Source organism: Citromicrobium bathyomarinum, from assembly GCF_038594485.1.
Taxonomy (GTDB): domain Bacteria; phylum Pseudomonadota; class Alphaproteobacteria; order Sphingomonadales; family Sphingomonadaceae; genus Alteriqipengyuania; species Alteriqipengyuania bathyomarina_A.
The window spans coordinates 215364-228020 of sequence record NZ_JBCFZG010000004.1 but is presented as its reverse complement, the minus strand read 5'-3'; the positions used below and the strand labels follow the sequence as shown (position 1 = coordinate 228020).

Here is a 12657-nt window from a genome sequence, read left to right as displayed (position 1 = left end):
CAGGCAGGAACCCATCTCCATCGTTCAAGACCGGTTTGACACGATCGGCGGCAACATTGCGAAGCCCAGTTCGACCGCCAGATCGCGCCAGTCGGCATTTTGTTCGCGAATGAGATTGATCTTCCATTCGCGCTTCCATTTCTTGATCCTTTTCTCGCGCAGGATCGCTGCGTCCATCGTGGCGTGCTGTTCGAACCAGACGAGGCGATTGACGCCGTAGTCTTTCGTGAACCCTTCAATCAACCCGTCGCGGTGCTCGGCCATGCGTTTGACCAGGTCCGACGTGACGCCGACATAGAGCGTGCCGTTGCGGCGCGAGGCGAGAAGATAGACCGTCGGCTGGAAATCGCGTGCCATCCGCCCCCCTTGGAGTTGGGTCCCTGCCTTCGCAGGGATGACGGCACAGGACAAAGAAAAAGGGCGCCGAAGCAATGCCTGGCGCCCTTGTTTCTTCAAGCAGTTCGGCTGCGGTTACGCCGGAAGCGCGTCCTTGGCCTGCTTGATGATCGCCTTGAAGGCCGCTTCCTCGTTCATGGCGAGGTCGGCCATCACCTTGCGGTCCAGCTCGATGCCGGCCAGCTTGGTGCCGTGCATGAACTGCGAATAGGTCAGGCCTTCGGCGCGGACAGCCGCGTTGATGCGCTGGATCCACAGCGCGCGGAAGTTGCGCTTCTTAACCTTGCGGTCGCGATAGGCGTACTGGCCGGCCTTTTCGACCGCCTGACGGGCAACGCGAATCGTGTTCTTGCGACGGCCGCGATAGCCCTTCGCCTGGTCTAGCAGCCGCTTGTGCTTCTGGCGCGTGGTGACGCCGCGTTTGATGCGAGGCATTTCGTATATCCTTTCAGAAAGTCAGATGACGCGAGGGCCCGGGCCCTCCAGCGATCACTTCAGGCCGTACGGGGCCCACTTTTTCACGTGGTCGACATCCGACTTGGAAAGCACGTCGGTGCCACGGTTCTGGCGGATATACTTCGCGTTGTGGCTCATCAGGCGGTGGCGCTTGCCGACGACACCATGCTTGACCTTGCCGGTTGCGGTGAACTTGAAGCGCTTCTTCACACCGCTCTTGGTCTTCATCTTGGGCATTTTCATCTCCTTTACAGAGACACGTCCGAACCAGCCCTGGCAGCCCTTACGGCCAGGCCGGCGGTGAAATACGTGTCGGTGAAGGCGCGCGATCTAGCGATTTGGCGCGCAAAAGCAAGTCAGAAGTGCGCGAGGTAGCCGCCGTCGACCGCCAGCACCTGCCCGGTGATGTAGCCCGCGTCGGGCGAAGCAAGGAAGGCGACCGCGCCCGCGATCTCCTCCGGCTGGCCCCAGCGGCCGAGCGATGTGCGGCGTTGCAGATGTGCGGCAATCTCGGGATCGGCGACCATCTCGGCATTGGTTTCGGTCGCGAAGTATCCCGGCGCGACCGCGTTGACCGTGATGCCGTGCGGGCCAAGCTCCGCCGCGAGCGCGCGGGTCAGCGCGTCGAGCCCGCCCTTGCTTGCGGTATAGGCGACATCGCCGCGCGCGATCTGGCCCGCAATGGAAGTCACATTGACGATTCGGCCCCAGCCAGCCGCGATCATGTGCGGCGCCACCCTGCGCGCAAGATCGTAAGGCGCAGCGAGGTTGGTCTCCAGCATTGCGGAAAAGGCCTCTCGCGGCAGCTCCGCCACAGCCCGGCGGTCGCGCATGCCGGCATTGTTCACCAGGATATCGATCCCGCCGACGTGCTCCAGCGCAGCGGCGCACGCGGTTTCGTCATCGAGGTCGAAGACCAGCGGCTGCGTCCCGCCACCAACGTCGCGCAACGCCGATTCGTTGCGACCCGACACGAAGACCCGCGCACCGTTCTGCGCCAGCCGCAGCGCGATCGCCCGGCCCAGCCCTCGTGCCGCGCCGGTTACAAGCGCCGTCTTGCCGGTCAGATCGAGATGCCCCCCCGCGTTCATGTCAGTCCTCGTAAATCATCTTCACCGTCATGCCACCATCGACGTTGATCGCCTGCCCGGTGACGAAGCCTGCGCCGATCAGCCAGTGCACCGTGTCGGCGATGTCCGCCGGTCGCCCGACGCGGCCCGCCGGGTGCTGCGCCTTGTCCTGCGCGCGGTGTTCGACCTTTTCGCGGGCCCCTTCCTTCTGCCAGTTGCGCGTCTCGATCCAGCCGGGGCGGATCGCGTTGACGCGAATGTCCGGGCCGAGCGAGACCGCCATCGCATGGGTCAGAGCGTCGAGCCCGCCCTTGGCCGCTGCATAGCCGAAGCAATCGGGCTCGCTCATCACCGCGCGGGTGGAAGAGATGTTGACGATCGACCCACCCTCGCCGCGCCGCAGGAACGGCAGGCAGGATCGGCTGCACAGGAAGGCGGCCGTCAGGCTGGCGTCGATCCAGCTCTGGAAATCGGCGAGCGACAGGTCTTCCATCGGCCCCGCATAGGGGTCCGCTATTCCGGCGTTGTTGACGAGGCAGGTAAGCGGTGCACCGTCGAGCCATTCGGACAGGCGGTCTGCGGTGTCGATCACATCCGCCTCGCGCCCGGCATCGCCGGGAATGAGCAGCAGTTCGCCGTCGAGCCCCTCGCGCAGTTCGGTCAGCGCCTCGTCGTCGGGGTCGAGCCCCGCGACCCGCCAGCCGAGCTGTGTGTAGAAGACGGCGAGGGCGCGGCCGATGCCGTTGCCGATGCCGGTGATGAAGATGGTTTTCTGGGTCATGGCTCCGCAACGCACGGCGCGGACGAAAAGTGCCGTGAGTTCCGGGGCTTATTCGCGCGCCTCGAAAGGTTTGCGATCGGTTTCCCGCAGCCATGCGCCGAAATCCCCGCCCGGGATCGGCTCGGCCTCGTGGGGTATGGCGCGCACATAACAATAGGCGAAGGCATCGGTCGTGGTCCCGTCGGCAAGCGTCACCGGTACTTCGCGGCGGGCATATTCGTCGTCGGGCTGGCCCTGTGCATCCTCGAATGCATCCATTGCAGGCCAGTCTACGCCGCTCGCATCGTGGAGCATGCCGTGAACCTTGCCCGATTCGCCGGGCAGCAGGATCGGATACCACCCGCCATCTCCGCCGCGCAGCGCATAGAGAGTGCCTTCCACGCTCGCGCGCCGTCCTTCTTCTAACGGCGCGATCAGTTCGGCCGCGCGGCCCTTCGCCAGTTCGCGGATCAGCACGCCATAGACGAAGAGGCGCGTCAGTGCCTGTGCCCTGCCGGATCGTGCGAATGTCCGCCCAGCGCCTCCAGCACATCTTCCAGCCGCGCCGGGTCGCCCAGCGCGATCACCGTGCCGTCGCTTTGCGCGTCGAGCGGGTTGCCCTGCCAGTCGGACATGGTCCCGCCCGCGCCCTCGACCACCGGCACCAGCGCGGCGTAATCATAGACGCTGAGGCCCGATTCGCACACGATGTCGAGATGTCCGCCCGCGAGCAGGCCGTAATTGTAGCAATCGCCGCCATAGACGATCATGCCCTGCCGCTTGTTGCCGCCGACCGCATGGGCCAGCTTCATGTAACCGTCTGCCGAAGCCTCGTCGAAATAGTGGGGGCTGCTGGTCGCCAGGGTCGCCACGTCGAGGCTTTTGCAAGACCGCGTGCTGACCTCCTTGCCGTTGAGCGTCGTCGGCATGCCGATTCGCCCAACCCAGCGTTCGCCGATGATCGGCTGGTCGATAATGCCGAGCACCGGCCAGCCGTCCTGCATCAGCGCAATCAGCGTGCCGAAGATCGGACGCCCGGCGATGAAACTGATCGTACCGTCGATGGGGTCGAGCACCCATTGCCGGCCAGAGCGGCCCTCGTGCTCGGGATACTCCTCGCCGACGATCCCGTCCTGCGCATATTCGGACATCAGGATCGCGCGCATCGCATCCTCCGCCTCGCGGTCGGCGATGGTCACGGGCGAGGCATCGCCTTTGAATTCCGGAGAGACGCTGCGGAAATGCGGCCGGATCGCCTCGCGCGCTGCATCGGCCAGACGATGCGCAACCGCCAGTTCGTCGTCGAGTTTCATGCGACTAGTCGAACAGGCTCGAGACCGAGCTTTCGTCCGCAATGCGCCGCACCGCCTCGCCGATCAGCGGGGCGATGGTGAGGTAGCGGATGCGCTTGGCTTCCTTGGCGGCTTCGGCGGGCGGGATCGTATCGGTCACCACCAGTTCGGTCAGCTGCGAACCGTCGACGCGGGCGACCGCCGCGCCCGAGAGCACGCCGTGGGTGATGTAGGCGGCCACCGATGCCGCGCCCTGATCGAGCAGCGCGTCGGCGGCGTTACACAGCGTGCCGCCCGAATCGACGATGTCGTCGATCAGCACGCAATGGCGGCCCTTCACCTCGCCGATGATGTTCATCACTTCCGATTCGCCGGGCCGGTCGCGGCGCTTGTCGACGATGGCGAGCGGCGCATTGTCGAGCCGCTTGGCGAGCGCTCGCGCGCGGACCACGCCGCCGACATCGGGCGACACGACCATCAGGTCCTTGTCGCCGTAACACGCCTGGATATCGGCCGCCATCACCGGCGCGGCAAACAGGTTGTCGGTCGGGATGTCGAAGAAGCCCTGGATCTGGCCGGCGTGCAGGTCGACCGCCAGCACGCGGTCGGCACCGGCCTGCGTGATGAGGTTGGCGACCAGTTTGGCGCTGATGGGCGTGCGCGGGCCGGGCTTTCGGTCCTGCCGGGCATAGCCGAAATAGGGGACCACTGCGGTGATCCGGCGGGCCGATGCGCGCTTCAACGCATCGATGCAGATCAGCAGTTCCATCAGATTGTCGTTCGCCGGGAAGCTGGTCGACTGGAGCACGAACACGTCTTCGCCGCGCACGTTCTCGTGAATCTCGACGAAGACTTCCTCGTCGGCGAAGCGCCGCACGCTCGCATCGGTGAGCGGAATTTCGAGGTAGCCTGCGATCGCACGGGCGAGGGGCAGGTTCGAATTGCCGGCCATCAGTTTCATAAGGGAGGCGGTCCTTGTTGCGGGCGGTGCGGGATCGCTTCGGCGGCTAAACCGACGGTCACACGATTGCAACGTGTGGTTCGCGTGCGAGCACAGGCTCGCGCACGCAAAGGCCTTTCCTACTTGCGCCCGTTCGTGGCTTAGAATGGTCGATGGCGAAGCCCCTTGCCCACAATTCGCGCCGCCGCCCCGGCTGGTTCCGTCCCGTGCCGCTGCGCGCGCGGCGCGACGGGTGGAGCGGGGCGCGCCAGTGCGCCTTTCTCGTGCAGCTCTATCTGACCGGATCGGTTGCGGCGGCGGCGCGACGCGTCGGGATGAGCCGGGCGAGCGCCTACCGCCTGCGAGAGCGGGCCGATGCGCAGTCCTTCGCCCATGCGTGGGACCGGGTGCTGACGCCGCCCGGTTCGGGGCGCTGCGACGATGCTCGCGAGGATTTCCGGAAGGTGACAGATGCGGAGTTGGTAGGGCGTGTCGAGACGCCGGTGCTCCAGCCGGTCATCTATCGCGGACGGCTGGTCGGGATTCGCGAAAAGCCGGACATTTCGGCGCTTCTGCGGCTGGCGCGGCGGACCGGTTCGGCGGTGCGCGATTGCCTGCCTGCGGACTCGGGTGAGAGCGGAGCGAGTTTCTCTAACACCCCCTGTCGGTGTGTCACGACACCGCGATCCTCCCCGTTTTGCGAAGCCGAATGGGAAGGGGGACCGCGACGCCGCAGGTGTCGGGGTGGAGGGGAACTTGGATCGCCGCCCCTCCGTCAGCCGCCTGACGGCGTCTGCCACCTCCCCATTTGCGGCTTCGCCGAAAACGGGGAGGATCTGGATGTACCGCGTGCCATTTGAAGGTGCGAAGACCGTCGTTCCAAAAAGAGAGTGCAGTCCTCGCCTATCGGACCCGATGCTCGCTCTTGATCCACCGCACCGTGCCGCTCGACGAGCGCATGACCACGCTTTCGGTGGTCATCTTGCCGCCGCGCTTGAGCTTGACGCCTTCGAGCAGCGATCCCGAGGTGACGCCGGTGGCGGCGAAGATGCAGTCGCCCTTGGCGAGGTCTTCCAGCTTGTAGATCCGGTCGAGATCCTCGATCCCCCACTTGGCGGCGCGGGCCTCTTCCTCTTCGTTGCGGAACACCAGCCGGCCGTTGAACTGGCCGCCCACGCAGCGCAGCGCCGCAGCGGCGAGCACGCCTTCGGGCGCACCGCCCTGGCCCATGTACATATCGATCGTGGTGTTCTCGTCGGTCACCGCGATCACGCCCGCGACATCGCCGTCGCCGATCAGCACCACGCCGCAGCCCAGCCCGCGCAGCTCGGCAATCAGGTCGTTATGGCGCGGACGGTCGAGCACGCAGACGATGATGTCCGACGGGTCGACGCCCTTGGCCTCGGCCACTGCGCGCACGTTGTCGCTGGGGGACTTGGCGAGGTCGATGATGCCTTCGGGATAGCCGGGGCCGACCGCAATCTTGTCCATATAGGTGTCGGGCGCGTTCAGAAGGTTGCCCTCTTCCGCCGCCGCCAGCACGGCGAGCGCGTTGGGCCCGGCCTTGGCGGTGATCGTGGTCCCTTCCAGCGGGTCGAGCGCGATGTCGATCTTGGGCCCGGTGCCCGGCGCGCCGCCGACCTTCTCCCCGATATAGAGCATCGGCGCCTCGTCCCGCTCGCCCTCGCCGATCACAACGGTGCCGTCGATATCGAGCTTGTCGAACGCGCGCCGCATCGCTTCGACTGCGGCGGCATCGGCGGCTTTCTCGTCGCCCCGGCCGATCAGCTTCGAAGCGGCGATCGCGGCCTTCTCCGTCACACGGACCATTTCGAGCACCAGCACGCGATCAAGTTCATTGGCGAGTGCGTTGGAAACGCCTGCGGTGTTCATAGGTGATTCAGCCCTTCTGCTATGTCTTGCAATGCTTACAGCGCCTAGTGCGGGAGCGAGGCCATGTCGACCAGGACCGTGCGGTTTGCGCCGCTCCTCTGCGCTCTGGCGTTGGCGGCGGGGCTATGCGGCCCTGCGCTGGCGCAGCAGGACGCGGGCGACGAAGACGTCGTCGGGCCCATGCTGGAGGAGGCGCGAAAGACATATCGGGTCGATCCGCCGGAGCCGGAGCGTCCCGCCGATTGCCCTGAAGCTGTCGGCAACGAAATCCTCGTCTGTGCGCCGGTCGAAAGCGATCCCGACCGCTATCGAATCACCTCCAGCCTCGACAAGGGGGACGACAGCCACCTGTCGTGGGGCGGCGAGGCGCCCGACGTGTCGGGGCCGGGGATATTCAAGGGCCCGGCGACGGTGGGTGGACTGTGCTTCATCCCGCCATGCCCGAAAGACCCGGTCTATGTCGTCGATGTCGCCGCACTGCCCGAGGCGCCGCCCGGCTCCGACGCAGACCGGATCGCGCGCGGTCTCGCCCCGCGCGGCAGCCGCTTCGATGACGGCGAAACGCAGGTCGCCGCGATGGAGAGCGAGGAAGAACCCGCCGACCCTGCGGTGGACCACCCATCGCAATCCTCCGCCGAGCCGGACGAGATGCCCGAGAGCTGAGCGATCAGTCCATCAGGATCGGCATCGCCAGCGGAGGCTCGACGATGCTGGCCGCGCCCTGCAGCCGGGCCAGCGCATCGCGCACGTTGCGCGCCGGGGCCTTGTGCGTGACCAGCGCGATCATGATGCCGCTCTCTTCGGGGCCGACGCTCTCGCCCTCCTGGATCAGGCTCTGGATGCTGACCCGGGCATCGCGCATCGCAGCGGCGAGTTCGGCGAGCACGCCGGGCCGGTCGGCAACCACGAAGCGCAGATAGTAGCGCGCTTCTCTCTCCCCCGAATCGGCACACTTCACACCGGCAAGGCTGGTCGCGGGTACCGCGAAGGCGGGCCGCGTCTCGCCCCGGGCGAGTGCCACGACATCGGATACGATCGCGCTCGCGGTCGATTCGCTGCCCGCGCCCGCGCCCTGGATCAGGATCGGTCCGGCGTAGTCGCCATGCGCGAGCACGGCATTGGTCGGCCCGTCGATGCTGGCCAGCGGATGATGCGCGGGCAACAGGCAGGGGCGAACCCGCTGCAGCAGGCGCGCCGGCGAATCGCCCTGCCGCTCCATATCGGCCATCGCGACGAGGCGAACCGAATAGCCCAGCCGTTCTGCCTGCATGATGTCGGCGGCACGGATATCGCGAATACCCTCGATCTCGACCTCGCAGAAGCGCGGCTCGACCCCGAAGGCGAGCGCGGCGAGAATGGCGAGCTTGTGCGCAGCGTCGCCACCATCGACATCGAGCGCGGGGTCCGCTTCGGCGTAGCCCAGCCGTTGCGCTTCGGCGAGGACCTCACCGAAATCCTCACCCTGCCGCTCCATTGCGGACAGGATGTAGTTGCTGGTCCCGTTGAGAATGCCTTCGATCCGGTCGATCCGGTTGCCGACCATGCCTTCCCGCAGGGTCTGCAGGATCGGCGTGCCAGCGCACACTGCGGCTTCGAACAGCAGGCCCGCACTATTCGCCTCGGCACGCTGCGCCAGGTCCAGACCATGCTGCGCGATCATCGCCTTGTTGGCCGTGACCAGCGACCGGCCATGGCCGAGCGATTCGCGCGCAAGATCGAGCGCCGGACCGTCGCTTCCGCCGATGACCTCGGCGACCGCGTCGATTCCGTCCAGGTGCGCAAGTTCGACGGGATCGTTGCACCAGTGGTACGAGGACAGGTCGATACCCCGATCCTTCGTGCGCTCGCGCGCGCTCACCGCGACGACCTCGATCGGTCGCCCGGCGCGTGTTTCGATCAGTGCGGCATGCTCGGTCAGCAGGCGGACGACTCCTGCGCCCACCGTGCCCAGCCCCGCGATTCCCAGTCTGAATGCCTCGCTCATGGCGCGCAGCGATGCGATGCTGCACTCGCGAAGGCAAGCCCTAGCAGCACCGATGGCCGGGGAGGATCGTCGAGGTCAGTACCGGACGCTCGGCGCCTCGCGCATTCGCGTGCAGGGGCCTAGCTGCGACAGGATGAACCGATAGTCGTCGCTCGCACGTGCCCGGTCGGCCGGATCGCGGGCCAGGTTGGCCGCGCTCGGCAAGGATGGGGGCAGTGCGCAGGCGAGGCGATAGTATGCCAGCGAACCGGGCTGCGGCACCGTTACCGCCTGGTCGACGATCTCGGAAAAGGACACGCCCCAGACGGGCGCCATGCCGGGGCGACGCACCACGCTGATGGCGGCGGGGGAATCGTCGACCGTATCGAGGAAGATCTGCGTCTCCGATTCGCCTGCCAGCGTCCCCGCGACCGACAGCGCGTCGCGCACACCCGCGATGCGCGGCGCCGCGTCGGGCGCAACGAGCTGTTTCAAAATGAGACGCGTGCGCTGCTCAAGCGCGTCGTTCCACAGCAATTGCGCGTCTGGAGCGACCAGCAGGAGCTCGCCGGGCCGGTCGGGAACGGGACGCGCGAACAGAATCACATCCTGCTTTTTCAGCTTCGGCTTCTTGCCGCGTGCGTCGAGCGGGAGATCGACGAGGTAGCGGATGCGTTCACCGAGTCTCGACGATCCTGCAATCAGGCTTTGCGTATCCGCCTCGATGTAGAACCGGGTGTATCCCGGTCGCAGGCCCGGCGCGCGTTCCGGCGCAACTTCGCTTTGCTTGCGCACCTTTGCGCGCACCACGAGGTCGGCATAATCCGCCAAGTCTATCAGGTCGGCATCGCTGAGCTGCTGACCTGCAGCGACCTGCGATTGCGTGGGACCCTGGGCCATCGCCGGTGCCACGAGGGCCGGTGTGACGAGAAGTGCGGCGGCACTGATGGACGAAACAAGGAACTTCACGGCGCTCTCCGTGGTTAAGCATATCGGACCTGTTGGCAGGTCTCTATGACAAGATTTTCAGGCTGGAGACACATTTACCCGTGAATCCTGACTGAACCGACAAAGGGTTTGCAGAGGTAGAACATCCTGTTTAAGACCCGGCCCGTCTGGGCGGACGGTAGGAAATTGCCCGGACACGGCCCCATAGGCTCGATTGATTGCGGCTTCGGCTCGTCCGGAGACGCGATAGAATTGACTAACGGGGTTGAACAATCGCCGTCCGGTGCAGCCGCCGGACATGATCGCCGGGCCGCGCCCGGTGCTTGATGGAGTGATGCGACTGCATGGCTTATTCAGACCAACAGATGAGCGGTAACAAGATTGTCGCGATCATCATCGTTGCTCTTATTCATGTCGTCATCGGCTACGTCCTCATTACCGGCCTGGCGTATTCCGCCGTTAAGAAGGTCGTGGAACGGGTGACGACAGTCGATATCGAGGAACCGGAGCCGGAGCCGGAGGAAGAACCCCCGCCCCCCGAAGAGCCGAAACCTGAAACGGCACCCCCGCCGCCGGTGGCACCGCCGCCGCCGATCAGGGTTGCGCCCAATCCCCCGGACGTTCGGACGCAACAGACGATTCCGCCGCCAGCGCCGCCTGCGCTGCGGATTCCGCCTGCCGCGCCGGTTGCGCCTCCCGCGCCGCCGCCGCCCCCGCCTCCGCCGCCGCCCCCGCCCCCGCCTGCGGATCCGCTTCGCCCGTCGAACAGCCCGGGCTCGTGGATTACCCCGTCGGATTACCGGTCGAGCTGGATCAGCCGCGACTATTCCGGCAGCGTTTCGTTCACCGTGACGGTGGGCAGCAACGGACGGGTTTCGGGATGTTCGGTCACCGGAGGCAGCGCCCCTGGCGACCTCAAGGACGCGACCTGCCGCCTCATCGAACGCAGAGCGCGTTTCAAGGGCGAGGCAGGATCCTGGTCCGGCACGGTTCGCTGGCAGATCCCGAATTGATTTAGGGCGACGCGTCTTCGCAATGGGGCACCTCGGAGACGCGTCGACATTGTTGGTTAGACATACTTTTTTGGAGAGTTCGCGATGTTCATCAATCTAATGGCGGCCGCCGCTGGCGAAGGTCCGCAGACTGAATTCGGTTTCATGGAAGCGATGAAGCAGGGTGGTCCGATCGCATGGACCATTCTGGCCGTTCTCGTGATCATGTCGGTCGGTTCGTTCTACATTCTGATCACCAAGCTGCTCGAGCAGAACAAGGTGCTCGGCCAGTACAAGAAGGTGCGCACGCAGTTCTGGCGCGCCAACACGCTGGAAGAAGGCGCTGCCAAGCTCGACAAGAACAGCGCATGGCGCCAGATGGTCGACGATAGTGTCGAAGCCCAGGCTTCGCACGGCCGTATGACCGACAGCCTCGAAGCGCACGACTGGATGCACGGTTCGCTCGCCCGCTCGCAGGATGCGATCATGTCGCGCCTCAACGGCGGCCTCGCCTTCCTCGCTACCGTCGGTGCGACCGCACCGTTCGTCGGCCTGCTGGGTACGGTTATCGGTATCTACCGCGCGCTGATCAACATCGGCCTCGCCGGTTCGGCCTCGATCGACAAGGTCGCCGGTCCGGTTGGTGAAGCGCTGATCATGACCGCGATCGGTCTGCTCGTCGCCGTGCCCGCCGTGTTCGCCTACAACTGGCTGATGGCGCGCAACAAGAAGATCGCCGAGCTGCTGACCGGCTTCTCGACCGATCTGCTTGCCTACATCAACTCGAACGGCGCGGTGAAGCCGATGACTGCGGCTTCGGCCAAGCAGGCTGCTGCTGCCAAGACCGTCAAGAAGTAAGCCGATCGGGGGTCACGTTCCATGCGTGGCCCCGCTTCGCTCTTCATCTTGGCTAACTAACGGATAGGACGCAGACCATGGCGATTTCCACGGGAGGCGACGGCAATACGCCGATGGCAGACATCAACACCACTCCGCTGGTGGATGTTATGCTGGTGCTTCTCATCATCTTCCTGATCGCGGTTCCGGTTGCGATCCAGACGATTGAGAAACTCGAAATTCCGATCTTCGAATCGGTCGAATCGAAAGACAAGGTGGAAAACCTGCTGATCACAGTCAGCACCACCGACGCCGAAGGCCGCACCGCCGGGCCCGTAAAGTCGGGCTTTACCGGTGCCGTTCGCGACGGCGAATGCCGCGTGTATCTCGGCAACACGACCCCGGTCAGCTCGGAAGAGCTTTACGACCAGGCGTTCAAGCGTCTCGACAGCATTGTTCAGCGCGCTGGCGGGCCCGAGGCCATCATGGAAGACCCGGATCTCATCCCGCAGGTCCACATCCGCGGCGACGTGAATGCGCCGTGGCGCTGTGTTGCCGGGACGATCTACAACGTGCAGGCGGCAGGCTATCCGACCATCGGGTTCATTTCGAACCCGGTCGATCCGAACGGCTGATCCGGCCCAGACAAAGACTTAGGAGACTTCAACCATGGCTATGTCAGGCGGCAAGGATGATGGCGCGCCGATGATGGAAATGAACATGACGCCGTTGATCGACGTCCTGCTCGTGCTCCTCATCATGTTCATCATCACCATTCCGGTGGCTACGCATGCGGTCAATATCGACCTGCCTTCGCCGGACCCGAACAATCCGCCCCCCGATCAGATCGATCCGGTGAAGAACAAGATCGTGCTGACCCAGGACGGCCAGATTCTCTGGAATGGCGATAATATCAGCCAGCCCGAACTGGTCCGCAATCTGCAGCTGACGCGCGACATGCAGCCCGAGCCCGAGCTGCAGTTCGAACCCGAACCGCTCGCAAGCTACGACCTGTCGGCCAAGACGCTGAACATCATCAAGGCGTCGGGCGTGACCAAGTTCGGCTTCGTCGGCAACGAACAGTACCGTACGTTCGGCAAATAAGCCGAT

Annotated in this window: 17 protein-coding genes; 6 read left to right on the top strand and 11 right to left on the bottom strand. The window is 65.2% G+C overall.

The window, feature by feature from the left end; genetic code table 11:
* Positions 1–24: 24 nt before the first annotated feature.
* The 8 genes from AAG591_RS06730 to AAG591_RS06695 all read right to left on the bottom strand — a co-directional run bounded on the left by AAG591_RS06730 (position 25) and on the right by AAG591_RS06695 (position 4935).
* Entirely contained in the window at positions 25–357 is a 333-nt protein-coding gene (locus AAG591_RS06730) for a GIY-YIG nuclease family protein (RefSeq protein WP_342530303.1), read from the bottom strand.
* 114 nt (positions 358–471) lie between these two features.
* Positions 472–831: a 50S ribosomal protein L20 gene (gene rplT, locus AAG591_RS06725; RefSeq protein WP_010239708.1), complete on the bottom strand. Its 360-nt coding sequence runs from the start codon at positions 829–831 to the stop codon at positions 472–474.
* A 54-nt stretch (positions 832–885) separates the two neighbouring features.
* Positions 886–1089, bottom strand: a complete 204-nt coding sequence (gene rpmI / locus AAG591_RS06720) for a 50S ribosomal protein L35 (RefSeq protein WP_342530302.1) — start codon at positions 1087–1089, stop codon at positions 886–888.
* Positions 1090–1208: 119 nt separating this feature from the next.
* Complete coding sequence (locus tag AAG591_RS06715) at positions 1209–1943, bottom strand: SDR family oxidoreductase (protein ID WP_342530301.1); 735 nt, start codon at positions 1941–1943, stop codon at positions 1209–1211.
* A 1-nt stretch (position 1944) separates the two neighbouring features.
* Positions 1945–2703, bottom strand: a complete 759-nt coding sequence (locus AAG591_RS06710; protein ID WP_342530299.1) for an SDR family NAD(P)-dependent oxidoreductase — start codon at positions 2701–2703, stop codon at positions 1945–1947.
* Positions 2704–2751: 48 nt separating this feature from the next.
* On the bottom strand, positions 2752–3183 hold the full coding sequence (locus tag AAG591_RS06705) for a gamma-glutamylcyclotransferase family protein (RefSeq protein WP_342531224.1): 432 nt from the start codon (positions 3181–3183) through the stop codon (positions 2752–2754).
* Positions 3180–3995 (bottom strand): inositol monophosphatase family protein, encoded by an 816-nt coding sequence (locus AAG591_RS06700; RefSeq protein ID WP_342530298.1) that lies wholly within the window; start codon positions 3993–3995, stop codon positions 3180–3182. Before AAG591_RS06700 ends, AAG591_RS06705 begins: the two co-directional genes overlap by 4 nt.
* A gap of 4 nt (positions 3996–3999) precedes the next feature.
* The gene (locus tag AAG591_RS06695; RefSeq protein ID WP_342530296.1) at positions 4000–4935 is read right to left on the bottom strand and encodes a ribose-phosphate pyrophosphokinase; all 936 of its coding nucleotides are present in this window, start codon (positions 4933–4935) and stop codon (positions 4000–4002) included.
* A gap of 152 nt (positions 4936–5087) precedes the next feature.
* Here AAG591_RS06695 and AAG591_RS06690 point away from each other — a divergent pair, with 152 nt between their 5' ends.
* Positions 5088–5774: a hypothetical protein gene (locus AAG591_RS06690; RefSeq protein WP_342530294.1), complete on the top strand. Its 687-nt coding sequence runs from the start codon at positions 5088–5090 to the stop codon at positions 5772–5774.
* A gap of 43 nt (positions 5775–5817) precedes the next feature.
* On the opposite strand, the gene glpX is transcribed toward AAG591_RS06690, so the two are convergent.
* The gene (gene glpX / locus AAG591_RS06685) at positions 5818–6807 is read right to left on the bottom strand and encodes a class II fructose-bisphosphatase (RefSeq protein WP_342530292.1); all 990 of its coding nucleotides are present in this window, start codon (positions 6805–6807) and stop codon (positions 5818–5820) included.
* Positions 6808–6870: 63 nt separating this feature from the next.
* Between glpX and AAG591_RS06680 the strand changes: the two genes are divergently transcribed.
* On the top strand, positions 6871–7470 hold the full coding sequence (locus AAG591_RS06680) for a hypothetical protein (protein WP_342530291.1): 600 nt from the start codon (positions 6871–6873) through the stop codon (positions 7468–7470).
* Between the two features lie 4 nt (positions 7471–7474).
* Here the strand turns inward: AAG591_RS06680 and AAG591_RS06675 are convergent, their stop codons facing one another.
* Positions 7475–8791, bottom strand: a complete 1317-nt coding sequence (locus AAG591_RS06675; RefSeq protein WP_342530290.1) for a homoserine dehydrogenase — start codon at positions 8789–8791, stop codon at positions 7475–7477.
* Between the two features lie 75 nt (positions 8792–8866).
* Entirely contained in the window at positions 8867–9739 is an 873-nt protein-coding gene (locus AAG591_RS06670) for a hypothetical protein (protein ID WP_342530289.1), read from the bottom strand.
* A 323-nt stretch (positions 9740–10062) separates the two neighbouring features.
* Here AAG591_RS06670 and AAG591_RS06665 point away from each other — a divergent pair, with 323 nt between their 5' ends.
* From AAG591_RS06665 to AAG591_RS06650, 4 genes are all read left to right on the top strand, one after another.
* Positions 10063–10731, top strand: a complete 669-nt coding sequence (locus tag AAG591_RS06665; protein ID WP_342530286.1) for an energy transducer TonB — start codon at positions 10063–10065, stop codon at positions 10729–10731.
* A gap of 84 nt (positions 10732–10815) precedes the next feature.
* Positions 10816–11568: a MotA/TolQ/ExbB proton channel family protein gene (locus tag AAG591_RS06660; RefSeq protein WP_342530285.1), complete on the top strand. Its 753-nt coding sequence runs from the start codon at positions 10816–10818 to the stop codon at positions 11566–11568.
* A gap of 77 nt (positions 11569–11645) precedes the next feature.
* A complete protein-coding gene (locus tag AAG591_RS06655; protein ID WP_342530284.1) occupies positions 11646–12182 on the top strand; it encodes an ExbD/TolR family protein in 537 nt (178 codons plus the stop codon).
* Between the two features lie 34 nt (positions 12183–12216).
* A complete protein-coding gene (locus AAG591_RS06650; protein ID WP_342530283.1) occupies positions 12217–12651 on the top strand; it encodes an ExbD/TolR family protein in 435 nt (144 codons plus the stop codon).
* Positions 12652–12657: the final 6 nt, after the last annotated feature.

What these genes read in the sequence shown, in the direction of transcription:
- AAG591_RS06730 (WP_342530303.1), bottom strand. Translation starts at nt 357, where the DNA reads ATGGCACGCGATTTCCAGCCGACGGTCTATCTTCTCGCCTCGCGCCGC.
- rplT (WP_010239708.1), bottom strand. Translation starts at nt 831, where the DNA reads ATGCCTCGCATCAAACGCGGCGTCACCACGCGCCAGAAGCACAAGCGG.
- rpmI (WP_342530302.1), bottom strand. Translation starts at nt 1,089, where the DNA reads ATGCCCAAGATGAAGACCAAGAGCGGTGTGAAGAAGCGCTTCAAGTTC.
- AAG591_RS06715 (WP_342530301.1), bottom strand. Translation starts at nt 1,943, where the DNA reads ATGAACGCGGGGGGGCATCTCGATCTGACCGGCAAGACGGCGCTTGTA.
- AAG591_RS06710 (WP_342530299.1), bottom strand. Translation starts at nt 2,703, where the DNA reads ATGACCCAGAAAACCATCTTCATCACCGGCATCGGCAACGGCATCGGC.
- AAG591_RS06700 (WP_342530298.1), bottom strand. Translation starts at nt 3,995, where the DNA reads ATGAAACTCGACGACGAACTGGCGGTTGCGCATCGTCTGGCCGATGCA.
- AAG591_RS06695 (WP_342530296.1), bottom strand. Translation starts at nt 4,935, where the DNA reads ATGAAACTGATGGCCGGCAATTCGAACCTGCCCCTCGCCCGTGCGATC.
- AAG591_RS06690 (WP_342530294.1), top strand. Translation starts at nt 5,088, where the DNA reads ATGGCGAAGCCCCTTGCCCACAATTCGCGCCGCCGCCCCGGCTGGTTC.
- glpX (WP_342530292.1), bottom strand. Translation starts at nt 6,807, where the DNA reads ATGAACACCGCAGGCGTTTCCAACGCACTCGCCAATGAACTTGATCGC.
- AAG591_RS06680 (WP_342530291.1), top strand. Translation starts at nt 6,871, where the DNA reads ATGTCGACCAGGACCGTGCGGTTTGCGCCGCTCCTCTGCGCTCTGGCG.
- AAG591_RS06675 (WP_342530290.1), bottom strand. Translation starts at nt 8,791, where the DNA reads ATGAGCGAGGCATTCAGACTGGGAATCGCGGGGCTGGGCACGGTGGGC.
- AAG591_RS06665 (WP_342530286.1), top strand. Translation starts at nt 10,063, where the DNA reads ATGGCTTATTCAGACCAACAGATGAGCGGTAACAAGATTGTCGCGATC.
- AAG591_RS06660 (WP_342530285.1), top strand. Translation starts at nt 10,816, where the DNA reads ATGTTCATCAATCTAATGGCGGCCGCCGCTGGCGAAGGTCCGCAGACT.
- AAG591_RS06655 (WP_342530284.1), top strand. Translation starts at nt 11,646, where the DNA reads ATGGCGATTTCCACGGGAGGCGACGGCAATACGCCGATGGCAGACATC.
- AAG591_RS06650 (WP_342530283.1), top strand. Translation starts at nt 12,217, where the DNA reads ATGGCTATGTCAGGCGGCAAGGATGATGGCGCGCCGATGATGGAAATG.